Origin of the sequence: Gemmata palustris, from assembly GCF_017939745.1 — a bacterium.
Lineage (GTDB): Bacteria > Planctomycetota > Planctomycetia > Gemmatales > Gemmataceae > Gemmata > Gemmata palustris.
The window spans coordinates 4,864,452-4,877,245 of record NZ_JAGKQQ010000001.1 but is presented as its reverse complement, the minus strand read 5'-3'; the positions used below and the strand labels follow the sequence as shown (position 1 = coordinate 4,877,245).

General features: G+C 64.0%; 10 protein-coding genes. 4 read left to right on the top strand and 6 right to left on the bottom strand.

Annotation, left to right across the window (positions count from 1 at the left end; all coding sequences use genetic code 11):
• Positions 1-61 precede the first annotated feature (61 nt).
• The 4 genes from secG to pheA all read right to left on the bottom strand — a co-directional run bounded on the left by secG (position 62) and on the right by pheA (position 3,590).
• Entirely contained in the window at positions 62-358 is a 297-nt protein-coding gene (secG, locus tag J8F10_RS20055; RefSeq protein ID WP_210656715.1) for a preprotein translocase subunit SecG, read from the bottom strand.
• 90 nt (positions 359-448) lie between these two features.
• Complete coding sequence (gene tpiA / locus J8F10_RS20050; RefSeq protein WP_210656713.1) at positions 449-1,207, bottom strand: triose-phosphate isomerase; 759 nt, start codon at positions 1,205-1,207, stop codon at positions 449-451.
• Between the two features lie 91 nt (positions 1,208-1,298).
• Positions 1,299-2,330, bottom strand: coding sequence for a 3-deoxy-7-phosphoheptulonate synthase (aroF, locus tag J8F10_RS20045; RefSeq protein ID WP_210656711.1), 1,032 nt, complete (start codon positions 2,328-2,330; stop codon positions 1,299-1,301).
• Between the two features lie 126 nt (positions 2,331-2,456).
• Positions 2,457-3,590, bottom strand: coding sequence for a prephenate dehydratase (gene pheA / locus J8F10_RS20040; RefSeq protein WP_210656709.1), 1,134 nt, complete (start codon positions 3,588-3,590; stop codon positions 2,457-2,459).
• Between the two features lie 474 nt (positions 3,591-4,064).
• On the opposite strand from pheA, the gene dnaK reads away from it, so the two are divergent.
• Positions 4,065-6,014 carry a molecular chaperone DnaK gene (dnaK, locus tag J8F10_RS20035; protein WP_210656707.1) on the top strand — a complete coding sequence of 650 codons (1,950 nt, stop codon included), beginning with the start codon at positions 4,065-4,067 and terminating at the stop codon, positions 6,012-6,014.
• A gap of 148 nt (positions 6,015-6,162) precedes the next feature.
• Entirely contained in the window at positions 6,163-7,188 is a 1,026-nt protein-coding gene (locus tag J8F10_RS20030) for a hypothetical protein (protein ID WP_210656705.1), read from the top strand.
• Between the two features lie 118 nt (positions 7,189-7,306).
• Here J8F10_RS20030 and J8F10_RS20025 read toward each other — a convergent pair whose 3' ends face one another.
• Complete coding sequence (locus tag J8F10_RS20025; protein ID WP_210656703.1) at positions 7,307-8,737, bottom strand: DUF1501 domain-containing protein; 1,431 nt, start codon at positions 8,735-8,737, stop codon at positions 7,307-7,309.
• Positions 8,738-9,021: 284 nt separating this feature from the next.
• On the opposite strand from J8F10_RS20025, the gene J8F10_RS20020 reads away from it, so the two are divergent.
• Both J8F10_RS20020 and J8F10_RS20015 read left to right on the top strand, forming a co-directional pair.
• A complete protein-coding gene (locus J8F10_RS20020; RefSeq protein WP_210656701.1) occupies positions 9,022-9,489 on the top strand; it encodes a DUF1810 domain-containing protein in 468 nt (155 codons plus the stop codon).
• An 89-nt stretch (positions 9,490-9,578) separates the two neighbouring features.
• Positions 9,579-11,189 (top strand): FAD-dependent monooxygenase, encoded by a 1,611-nt coding sequence (locus J8F10_RS20015; protein ID WP_210656700.1) that lies wholly within the window; start codon positions 9,579-9,581, stop codon positions 11,187-11,189.
• An 85-nt stretch (positions 11,190-11,274) separates the two neighbouring features.
• Here the strand turns inward: J8F10_RS20015 and J8F10_RS20010 are convergent, their stop codons facing one another.
• Positions 11,275-12,780 carry a glucose-6-phosphate isomerase gene (locus tag J8F10_RS20010; protein WP_210656698.1) on the bottom strand — a complete coding sequence of 502 codons (1,506 nt, stop codon included), beginning with the start codon at positions 12,778-12,780 and terminating at the stop codon, positions 11,275-11,277.
• Positions 12,781-12,794 lie beyond the last annotated feature (14 nt).

Here is a 12,794-nt window from a genome sequence, read left to right as displayed (position 1 = left end):
AACGCACGAACCGCTCCATAATAAATAGAGCGGTTCGCCAAAGATCGATTGTACGCCTAACTCAGCTCGTGATCGTCGTTTGCGAGCTGTTCTTGTCGGCTTCCACGTTGTACTTGACCACTTTAACGTGGATCATAATGACCAGCACCCAAACGCCCGCGAGCCAGAGGGTGATCTTCACGAACTGGTCCGCGGCGCGCGACCCGAACGGGCTGGACCCGCCGGCGCCACCGAACGCTCCGGCCAACCCGCCGCCCTTACCGCGCTGGATCAGCACGAGCAGCATGAGCAGGAAGCCGATCGTGAGAACAACGGCGTTGAGTGCGTGTGAATACCACGCGGCGGCGAACAGATCCACGACCAACCTCCACTCTGCGGGCAGCTCTACGGCCACCGTGCCTGACCGGTTGAACTGTTACTCTAGTAACGATCGCACCCGTCGGGAAGGCTACCCACCGGCGGCCTTCACGATCGCGACAAAGGAGTCGGACTTAAGGCTCGCCCCGCCGACGAGGGCACCGTCCACGTCCGGCTGGCTCATCAGCCCGGCGGTGGTTTCGGGGGTGACGGAGCCGCCGTAGAGGATGGGAGTCGTATCGGCGATTTTATCGCCGTAAAGTTGCCGAAGTTTCGTGCGCACGAAGGCGTGCGCCTCTTGCGCCTGTTCCGGCGTTGCAACCTTACCGGTCCCGATGGCCCACACCGGTTCGTAAGCGATCACCAACCGCTGGAACTGTTCGTTGGTCAGGCCGGCGCAGGCCGCGTACACCTGCCGTTGAAACACCCGCTCCTGCAGGTTGCGATCGCGCTCCGCGAGCGTCTCGCCCATGCACAGGATCACACTCAGGCCCTCTTCGAGAGCCGTGTGAACCTTGTGGTTGATGAGCGTTTCGCTCTCGCCGAGGATGTGTCGGCGCTCACTGTGGCCGACGATGACGTACTTGCACCCGGTTTCGATCAGCATCGCGGGGCTGACTTCGCCGGTGAACGCGCCCTTCTTCTCGGAGTGAACGTCCTGGGCGCCGAGGGCGACCGACGACCCCTTGATCGCCTCACCGACCGGGAGCAGCCACGGGAACGGCGGGCACACCGCGACCGTCACACTCGTGTCGGTGCCGACGCCCTTCGCCACGGCCGCGCCGAGCGCCTTCGCTTCGGCGAGCGTGGTGTTCATCTTCCAGTTCCCGGCAACGAACTTCTTGCGCATTGGTGTGGAATCTCCAGGCGAACCCCGGCCGCCAGGCCGGGGGTGAAGTGGCCGACCGATAACCCCCGACCTCACGGTCAGGCCCACCCAATCACTTCTCCGGCGGCGCCCAGAACTCGCGGTCCAGGGCGCTGGCGAGCTTGCGGAGGTCGCCCATCAGGTCAAGGAACTGGTGCGGCAATAGCGCCTGCGGGCCGTCGGAGAGGGCCTTTTCGGGGCAGTTGTGGACCTCGACGTGGATGCCGTCCGAGCCCGCGGCGACGCTCGCCCGGCACATGCTCGGGATGAGGTCGGGGCGCCCGGTCGCGTGCGACGGGTCCACGATGATGGGCAGGTGGCTCTGGCCCTTCACGTTCGGCACCGCACTCATGTCGAGCATGTTCCGCGTGCTGTCCTCGAAACTGCGCACGCCGCGCTCGCACAGCACCACGTCCTTGTTGCCCTCGGACAGCACGTACTCGGCCGACATGAGCAGGTCTTTCACGGTCGCGCTCATGCCGCGCTTCAGCAGCACCGGCTTCATCGCCTTGCCGCACTCTTTCAGCAGGTCGAAGTTCTGCATGTTCCGGGCACCGATCTGGAGCATGTCGGTGTACCGGCACACGAGATCGACTTGCCGCGGGTCCATGACTTCCGTCACGACGGGCATGTCGTACTTGTCGCCCACGTCGCGGAGGATCTTCAGCCCGTCCTCGCCCATGCCCTGGAAGGCGTAGGGGCTGGTGCGCGGCTTGAACGCGCCGCCGCGGAGGATGTTCGCGCCGCCCGCTTTCACGTACTTCGCGATCGTGTCGAGAACCTCGTACCCCTCAATGGCGCACGGCCCCGCGATCATCGCGAGGCTGCCGCCGCCGATCTTCACCTTGCCCACGTAGACCGAACTGTCGGACTTGTGGAACTCGCGGCTCGCGAGTTTGAACGGTTTCAGAATGCGCAACACTTGCTCGACGCCCGGGATCGCGGAAAAGTTCTCTGTGCCGGGCTTCGCTTCGTCGCCGATCACACCGATGATGGTACGACTCTCCCCCCGGCTCACGTGCGGGGTAAAACCCATCTCGCGGACCCGCTCGATTACGTGGTCGATCTGCTCAAGCGTCGCGTCGGGCCGGATGACGAGGATCATGAAAAAGCTAAGGGTTAAGGGAGAGGCTGCGTGGGGCAGGTTGTAATAATCTTACAACCCGGCGTGGAATAAAGCAGGGGCGGAACGCGCGCAATTGTCACGTCCGCGCCCTCGAACTCTCCGGCACTATTCGCCGTCCGCCCGGGCCAGCGGGAACGAGCCGAGAACGGTAACGGACTCGCACATGTCTTCGAGAACGGCGAGCACCTTCTTCACCCGCGTGTCGTCGCGGTGGCCGTCGAAGTCCACGAAGAACACGTACTCGCCCTTCGCCTCGCGGAACGGGAAGGACTCGATCCAGGTGAGGTTGATCTTGTTCTGCTTGAACGCGGTCAGCACGTCCGCCAGCGAGCCCGGTGTGTGGCTGATCTGGAACATCAGGGCCGTCTTGTCCGCGCCCGTCTTGGTCGAGTCGGTCGCGCCGATCACCGCGAACCGCGTCTCGTTGAACGGCGAGTCCGCGATGTTTTCTGCCAGGATGCCGAGGTTGTATCGCACGGCCGCCTCGCGGCTGGCCACGGCCGCGACGTTCGGCTCGGTCTGCACCAGTCGGGCCGCGTCCGCGGTGCTGGAGACGGGGTGGAACGTCGCGTTCGGCAGGTTCTTCGAGAGCCAGTTGCGGCACTGGCTCAGGGCCTGTTCCTTCGAGTACACGCGGCGCACTTCCGCCTGGGCACAGTTCGCCAGTAGGTGGTGCCGCACGCGGAGCCGGATCTCGGAGCAGATCTTCACTTGGTCCGGGAACCGCATGAACATTTCCAGCGTGTCCACCACGCGCCCGTCGGTCGAGTTCTCCAGCGGCACCACGCCGAAGTCCGCGTGCTTGCGGATCAGTTCCTCGAACACGGCCGCGATGTTCGCCGTGCGGTTGTAGATCGCGGCCTCGCCGAACCGTTGGATCGCCGCGAGGTGGCTGTAGCTGTACTCCGGCCCCAGGTACGCGATCTTTTGCTGCTTCTGGATCGCGCGCGACCCGCTGATGAGTTCGCGGAAGATCGCCTTCACGGTGACCGTGGAGAGCGGCCCCTCGTGGGCCTTGAGGACGTTCGTGAGAACTTCTTCCTCGCGGGCGGCGGAAAACACGTCGCCGCCCTGGTCCGCTTTGACTTTTCCGATCTGCGCCGCGACCGAGGCCCGCTTATTGACGAGTTCGAGAATGTGCAAATCGAGTTTATCGATCTGCCCCCGCAGCGTGGTCAGGTGCGCGGCCCCTTTGTCGGGCGCGGAGTTGGAACTGGGGTCGCTTTTACTGCGTGCCATATCCGATCCCGCGTGCCGAGGGTCACTATGAATGCGGTGAATCTACCGGTGTAGCACGGGTGCGTCAACGAACGCCGCGCAGTCTGGGCGTTAAATTGGGCCAAAGTGTGCAGGAGTCGCGCACCCCTGTGCGAGATCCGTTAGCGCCGCAATCCCATCACTGACGGGAAGTTGTGGCGAGGCTGCTGAATTGGCAGGTGGCTGAACGTGTGGGCACAGGTTTCGTGCCGCCGTAACGCCGCAAGTCGCGAAATTATAGAATGTTGCGTAATTGGCATCGCTACGGTCGCGCGGTCGGCATGGTGATTGCAAGGAGATCGAAAAAACTCTGAATCGCCGAGTAATACAGGTCATCCAACTCCGGTGAAACGACACAGCCCCGACTCGACCGACCCGGAATAAACTGACAGCGAGTTTTCGGTGACGAGAGCGGGAGCAACGGTAAAATCAACTTTACAAACTGGGAGATAACTCATGGCGGAAGAGAAAATCATCGGTATCGACTTGGGCACCACGAACTCGGTTGTCGCCGTGATGGACGGCACCTCGGTGAAGGTGATCCCGAACCAGGACGGCAACGCCACCACCCCGAGCGTCGTCGCGTTCACGGACAAGGGCGACCGGCTCGTCGGCGACCAGGCGAAGCGCCAGGCCGTCACGAACCCGAAGCGCACGATTTATTCGATCAAGCGGTTCATGGGTCGGCGCCACAACGAGGTGGAGAGCGAGGAGAAGCTCGTCCCCTACAAGCTCGTCGGCGGTCCGAACGACCTCGTGAAAGTGGACATCGACAACAAGCAGTTTTCGCCGCCGGAAATCTCCGCAATGATCCTTCGCAAATTGAAGGAAGCGGCGGAAGCGTACCTCGGCCACACGGTCCGCAAGGCGGTCATCACCGTCCCCGCGTACTTCAACGACGCCCAGCGCCAGGCCACCATTGATGCGGCGGCCATCGCCGGGTTCGACACGGATTACGAGATCCGCGGGAAGGACGGTAAGGTCGTCAAGCAGCGGATGCGGATCATCAACGAGCCCACCGCGGGCGCCCTTGCTTACGCGCTCGACAAGAAGAAGGACGAGAAGATCGCGGTGTTCGACCTCGGCGGCGGCACCTTCGACGTCTCGATCCTCGACGTCGGCGAGGACGGCGTGTTCCAGGTGAAGAGCACCAACGGCGACACGCACCTGGGCGGCGACGACTTCGACCAGGTGCTGATGGACCACATCGCCGACGAGTTCAAGAAGCAGAACGGGATCGACCTGCGCAAGGACGCGATGGCGATGCAGCGGCTCAAGGTGGCCGCGGAGCAGGCGAAGAAGGACTTGAGCCAGCAGGTGAACGTGGACATCAACCTCCCGTTCATCACGGCGGACGCGGACCGCAACCCGCTCCACCTGGTGATGTCCATCAACCGCAACCAGTTCGAGCGGATGGCGGAGCACCTCATCGAGCGGTGCAAGAAGCCGGTGCTCGCGGCCCTCAAGGACGCGAAGCTCACGCCGCAGCAGATCGACGAAGTGGTGATGGTCGGCGGTATGACCCGGATGCCGCGCGTGCAGCAAATGGTGAAGGAGATCTTCGGCAAGGAGGGGCACAAGGGCGTGAACCCGGACGAGGTCGTCGCGATCGGCGCGGCGATTCAAGGGGCGCAACTGCTCCTCGGGGCCGCGGCCGACATCCAGTTGCTCGACGTGACCCCGCTCTCGCTCGGGCTTGAAACGCTCGGCGGCGTGCTCACGGTCATGATCCCGCGGAACACGACGATCCCGAAGAAGGCGAGCGAGAAGTTCACCACCGCGGCCGACAACCAGCCGTCGGTCGAGATCCAGGTGTTCCAGGGCGAGCGCCCGATGGCCCAGGACAACAAGCTGATCGGCAAGTTCCACCTGGACGGCATCCCGCCCGCGCCGCGGCAGGTTCCGCAGATCGAGGTGACGTTCGAGATCGATGCGAACGGCGTGCTCTCGGTCGGCGCCAAAGATCTGGGGACCGGTAAGGAGCAGCAGATCCGCATCGAGGGCTCGTCCGGGATGAACAAGGACGAGGTCGAGAAGATGAAGCGGGACGCGGAACTGCACGCGGACGAGGACAAACAGAAGCGCGAGTTCGCGGACGCCCGGAACGGCGGCGAGACCCTGATCCATCAGGTCGAGAAGATGTTCGCGGACGCCGGCGACAAGCTGACCGAAGCAGACAAGGCCCCGATCAACTCGGCCATCGGCAAACTCCGGGAGGCGATCGGCCGCAACGACCTCGCCGCGGTGAAGGCCGCGACCGCGGAACTGCAACAGGCGTCGCAGGCCATGTCGCAACACATGCACGCGAAGACCGGCGGCGCTTCGGCGGGACCGGCGGCGGGCGCGGAGGGCAAGAAGGACGGCCCGGACGACGTGATCGACGCCGAATACGAAGTGAAGAAGTAATCGCCCCGCGGCGAGAGCGACGGCCCGGGTGTGGCGCACGTGGCGCCACACCCGGGCCGTTATTTTTGGCGGATCGGTTCGGAAGTTCACAAACGCCTGGCACGCGGGTATGTTAGGGTTGGTGGACACGTCCCCGTGAGGTTCCGTCATGCCGGCACCACAACCCGCAACTCATTCCAAAAACGCTCTCGCGCCCGGCAAAGAGCCGTTCGTGGTCGAGGCGCCGCCCGACGAAGAATTCTGGGAGCGCTACAACCGGCGCCTGGAGTTCCCGCTCGCGACGGTGGCGACGGTGTTCCTGCACGTCCTCGTCGGCGCCGCGCTCGTGTACATCCTCGTGGGACTGATGGGCGACGAGGACAACTCCGGCCCAACGATGCAGATCGCCGCGGTCGGGGGAATGGACGATACCGGCGAAGGCTCCGAAGGGTCTGGTGGGAAGCCGGACCCGGATCTTATTCGCAACGTCGATCCCCTCACGGCCGCGCAGAAGGTGCTACCGACCCCGCAAGCGCTTGCGGACGCGAGGGAAAACATCCAGAAGATCGTGCTTGAAGACCCGAACGGGAAGATTCCCATCGCGCCGTCCAACGCCGCAGCGTGGAGCGAGATCGACGAGAACCTGCGGAAGAAGTTACTCGGCGTGGGTGGCCAGAAGGGGGAAGGGAACCAAGCCGGTAAGGGGGCTGATGGCACGGCGGGCACTGGACCGGGGGGTACCGGCGCGGACTCGACTCGCTCACGGGGGCTGCGGTGGGTGCTGCGATTCAAGGTCGCCAACGGGCGCGATTACCTCGCTCAGTTGCAAGCGATGAAGGCTGAGATCCTCGTCCCGATTCCGAACAGCGCAGACAGTATTCTGATTAAAGACATCAGTAACCCGAGCGTGCAGCGAAAGGCCTCGGACGCGGACCTGCGCGACCTGGCGAAGAAGATTCAGTTCAGCGACACGCGCCGCGACGCGGTGCAGGGCGTGTCCGGCGCGCTGGGATTGGACTTCATGCCGAAGACGTTCTTCGCGTTCTTCCCGAAGGACTTGGAAGATCAGCTCGCGCGCCTGGAAACGAGCTACCGCAACCGCCGCGCGGAGGACATTGAGGAAACGATCTTCCGCGTCACCATTCGCGGTGGCACTTACGAGTTCGTGGTGGACGAGCAGCAAATCAAGCGGTGACGTCTTCCCCCTGGGACCGCGGGCGTCCCGCCCGCTTCTGCCTCATTAGGGTGCCGTATCCCACATGAGGTAGTTTCAGTAGCGAAGCGGGCGGGACGCCCGCGGTCCCAGGGGAAAATCACGCCAGTATCTTTTCGATGACGTGCCCGTGGACGTCGGTCAGTCGGCGATCGGTGCCGTCGTGCCGCACGGACAGCAATGTGTGGTCGATGCCCATCAGGTGCAGAATCGTCGCGTGGATGTCATAGCAGTAGGCCCGGTCCTTTTCCGTGCGCCAGCTCCACGGGTCACTTTCGCCGTGACTCACCCCTTCCTTCACCCCGGCCCCGGCCAACCACGCGACCGACGTTCCCTGGTTGTGGTCGCGCCCGGTCGCGCCCTGGGTGAACGGCTGCCGCCCGAACTCCGTGCTGAACACGACCAGCGTGTCCGCGAGCATTCCGCGGTCGTGTAAGTCCTGGAGCAGCGCCGCGCAGGGCTGGTCGACGGACCTCGCCATCGGCGGCAGTTCGCGGATGATGTCGGTGTGGTTGTCCCAGTTGTTCGTCGGCCCGCCGGCCCCGCTCCACACCTGAACGAACCGCACCCCGCGTTCGAGGAGCCGGCGGGCGAGCAGGCACCTGCGGCCGAACTCCGCGGTCGCGGGCTGGTCGAGGCCGTACTTCGCGCGCGTCTTTGCCGCCTCGCGGTTGAGGTCGAGCGCTTCGGGCGCGTGCTGCTGCATCTTCGCCGCCAGTTCGTAGCTCTCGATGCGCGCGTCCAGGCGCGAATCGCCCGGGCGCGTTTCCGCATGGCTCCGGTTCACTTTGCCCAGCAGTTCCAGTGCGTCCTTATCAGCGCTCGATGAGACGAACTTCTCTTTGGGGGACGGCGCGAGGTCCGGGATGGGCGGGTTACCGCCCGCGTTGAGAATGGTGCCCGCGTGCGCGACCGGCAGAAACCCCGAGCCGAAATTGCCCTTCTGATTGTACGGCAGCCCGCGCGCGTCCGGCAGCACGACAAATGTGGGCAGGTTATCGGTTAAGCGCCCCAAACCATACGAGAGCCACGCGCCCATGCACGGGAACCCGGGGATGATGAACCCGGTGTTCATCATGTAACTGGCCGGGCCGTGGACGTTCGACTTGGACGCGACCGCCATGAGGAACGCCATGCGGTCCACTTGCGTCGCGAGGTGCGGGAACATCGAACTGACCCAGCGCCCGCACTGCCCGTGTTGCTTGAACGGGAACGGCGACTTCATCAGGTTGCCGGGCGTGCTGGTGACGCCCTCGACCTTCTCGCTGGTACCGGGATCGAACGGCTTGCCGTGGCCTTTCTCCAGCACCGGCTTGTAGTCGAACGTGTCGGGCTGGCTGACGCCGCCGTTCATGAACAGTTGCACGACGCGCTTGACCTTCGCGCCGTGGTGTAACCCGCCGTTGAACTCGGCCCTCGGCTTCACCGCGCCGGGCAACTCGCCCGCTTCGGCCAGCAGTTGCGCGAGCGCGACCCCGCCGAGCCCGCCACCAAAGGACCAGAGGAAATCGCGGCGCGAGTGTGCGGCCATTGGGAGAGGCTCCGTAGCGCGGAGTTCTGGGCGGGCTAATGTGTCGGTCTTTACGACCGGGCGGGACAATCGATGGTAACCCGAGAGCGCGCACAATGCGAGCCCCTGGTTACCATTGCCGCATCGAATCGGGCTTGTATCAAAATGCCACTTTCGGGTGGCGGTGTGGCCGAGACGGTGGCACTCTTGAATTGAGTAAATGTTGAATGGGCGTGATCGAGTTCGACCGGTTCGTGAGTGTGCTGAATCGCGCGCCAGACACTGTTTAGTGTGGAGGTCAACTTGTGGCAGAATCGGACCGTGTCGGCCACGCGAGCGACCCTTACAACTTGAGTCGCTTCGTGGAGGCGCAGGAGGACGACTACGAACAGGCGCTTGCCGAGATCAAAAGCGGTCGGAAGCGCTCGCACTGGATGTGGTACATCTTCCCGCAATTCGACGGACTGGGGTTCAGTTCCATTTCCAAGCAGTACGCGATCAAGAGCCGCGCGGAGGCCGAAGCGTACTTGACTCACCCCGTACTCGGTCCGCGCCTCGTCGAGTGTGTCGAGGCCGCGCTTCGCGTTGACGGGCGTTCCGCGCTGGAGATCTTCGGATCTCCTGATGACTTGAAGTTGCGGTCGTGCGCTACGCTGTTTGCCCGCGTGTCGCCGACGGGTTCGGTCTTCGACCAACTGCTCGACAAATACTATTCCGGCGAGCGCGACGCCAAGACGCTTCAGTTACTGGGCGCTGCATCTGAAGAGGCGTAACTTCCAGTGCTCACTCCGCGCGATTTCTCCGTCGCGCGAACCTGAACGGCTCGCGGTGGTCTATACCCTCACACCGCGGAGCCGATGACTTGAGCCAAACGAACTCCCGCCTCGTGCTGATTGTCGGCGCCGGGCCTGCCGGTCTCGCTTTGGCCTGCGACCTGGCGCGTCGCGGAATTTCGTATCGCATCGTTGATAAAGCCGATCGGCTGTTCATCGGTTCGCGCGGGAAGGGGCTCCAACCGCGAACCCTCGAAGTGTTCCACGATCTGGACGTGATTGACGATGTTGTAGACGCGGGGACGCCGTTCCCGGGCTTTCGGTGTTACGCCGGCGATCAGGTCGTGTGGGACCGATCACTGGCTCAGATGCTTGGCATTCGAGAACCCGTAGCGACCCCGGACGTGCCGTACCCTTCTGCCTGGATCATCCCGCAGTGGCGAACCGATGAGATCCTCCACGCCCGCCTCGTTCGGCTCGGTGGTGGCGTCGAACTATCGACCGAACTGGTCGCGTTCGAGCAGGACGCCGACGGAGTGACGGCCACACTCATTCGTGACGGCGTTCAACAGCGCGTTCGGGCGGGCTATCTTGTGGGCACAGATGGCGGGCGCAGTTTCGTGCGGAAGGAACTCGGCGTCGGCTTTGAAGGCGAGACGTTTGAAACCGAGCGGACGATTATCGGCGACGTGCGGGTGGACGGGCCGCTGGATCACGACCACTGCCACCTACTGACTCGCGCGGGCGGTGTATCGAGTTCCGAGAGGTTCTCGCTGTGGGGGCTACCAGGGACCGAGTATTTTCAGCTCGTAGCCAACGTGAGTTCCGACGAAGTGCCCGCGCTGACGCTCGACGCGATGCAGGCCATGTTGAAGGCACGCTCTGGGCGCAGCGACATCCGGCTCCACGATTTGAGGTGGATCTCCCTGTACCGGGTCAACGTTCGCATGGCCGAACGGTTCCGGGTGGGGCGCGTGTTTCTGGCTGGTGATGCCGCGCACGTTCACTCTTCGGCGGGCGGTCAGGGATTGAACGCGAGCGTGCAGGACGCCTACAACCTCGGCTGGAAACTCGGGGCGGTGCTGAGCGGCGCGCCGGCGGAACTGCTCGATACTTACGAAGCCGAGCGAATGCCCGTCGCGGCCGATCTGCTCGGCATCACAACGCGGTGGCACCGACAGGACTTCGGCGGCCCGCCGACCGGTTCCGAGGTCGGTTCCGGTCACAAGATGTTCCAGCTCTCACTGAACTATCGGGCCGGACCTCTCGCCTGGGAGGATCGAACCGCGCCGGGGGGCGTGCGTGCCGGCGATCGCGCCCCCGATGCCCCGTGTTGCGATGCGGTCGGTGCCCCTACTCGCCTGTTCGATGTCTTCCGCGGTCCCCATTTCACGCTTCTGACTTTCGGTACAGATACACGCGAATTCGTCGCCGAAATTAACACCCGGTACCACGAGCTCGTTCGGGCGTATCAGGTCGTTCGACCAGGGAGTGCTGTTGAGGGCGCAAGCCTCGCCGACTCCGAGGGCTTCATTCACCGCGTTTTTGAAATCGACCCGGCTGTGGGAATCAGCCTCGTTCTCGTTCGGCCCGATGGCTACATCGGGCTGGTAACGTGCGCGGAGAACCCCGCGACAGCGCGCCTGATGCGCTATCTGGAGATGGTGACGCCTATCAGAGTGTCAGGCACGCCGGGCTGAGATTCACACCAGCGCGCTGAAAAACGCGAAGGGGTTCCGCTCACGGCCGTGAGCGGAACCCCTTCGCCTTAAACTCGCACTTTCTTTACACGCCCTTGGCAGCGTCGCGGACCTCGCCCTTCGGCAAGTTCGGCGTCGCCTTCAGCGCGCGCATCATGTTCGCCTTGTACGCCTCCACGCCGGGCTGACCGTAGGGGTTCGTGCCGTTGAGCCGGCCCTCGACCACGGTCGCCAGCATGAGCATCTGGAGCAGTTGCCCGATGGTGTGTTCGGAGATCATCGGCAGCGTGATGTCCGCGGTGGGGCGGGCGGCCTGGGTGTAGGCCTCGTTCGTGCCCTTGATGGCCGCGTCGAGGATGTCGGGCAGTCCCTTACGGCTGAACTGGTTCAGGTCGTCCTCGTTCCGCTCGGACATGCCCAGGGTCACCGGCGGGTGCTTGATTTGCCGCACGATCAGGTTGTTGATGAGCTTGTCGCGTGTGCCGTCTTGGTGCTGCTGCCCGCGGCTGTGCAGGTCGCGCGTGCCCACCATCGTGATCGGGGTCGCGCCGCGGCCGTTCTTGCCCAGCGATTCCGCGAGCAACTGGTCGTACCACCAGCCCACCGCTTCGAGCTTGCGCGACCACGCGGACAGCACGCGAGTGGTCTTCCCGCGCTCGGTCATCAGGTGGTTCACCGCGGCGAACTGCAGTACCGGGTTGCGGTCGAACGGTTCTTCGATGAACCGGCGCGTCATGGTCGCGGCGCCGAGCAGCATTGCCCGCACATCGAGCCCCATCACCGCCGCGGGGAGTAGGCCCACCGCGGTGAACACGCTGAACCGCCCGCCGACGTCGTCGGGGATGGTGAGGATGTCGTCCTCGGGGAAGCCGTCGGCCTTGCACAAGTCGCGGAGCTTGCTGCTTTTCGCCCCGGTGATGGGAACGATCACCTTGCGGAGCATCTCGGACTTCGGGCCGTAGAACTTCGCGGCCTCGCCCTTCACGGCGCGGTACGCCGCGGCCATTTCGAGCGTGCTCCCGGACTTGCTGATGACGACGACGCCCCACCGCTCCTCGATGATGTCGGGATCGACGCAGGTGTTTTCGAGTAACTCGAAGAGGTCTTGCAGCGAATCGTTATCGAGGTCTTTTCCCTCGAAGTAGATGCGCGGCTTGCCCATGCGCAACTTCGCGGGCAGTTCGTTGTGGTGCGCGTGACAGAGCGCGTCGAAGATGGCCTTCGACGCGAGGTAGCTCCCGCCGATGCCGAGGATCACCACGCGGTCCACGGTGTCGCGCAACTGCTGTGCGAGGCGCAGCACCCGACCGAGTTCGCTCGCGTCCTGTTTGCGCTTGTAGCCGTCGAGCAGTTTTTGTGGCAGATCGATGAAGCCCGGTTGCAGCGGGCGCATCTTCGGCGGCGGGTTCTGCAACTCGCGCTCGGCGACCACCTGCCCGCGGACGGACGTGACCCACTGCTTCACCTCGTCCACCTTTTCGGGCGGGAGGAAGTGCTGCTGTTGGAGCTCGGCGAGTGGGGTCCACGTCTCGTGCGGCTGGGCGAGGAGCCGCGCGAACTGGTACTCGATGTTCTCGTCGGGCAATTGCATGAGTTGGTCCCTGG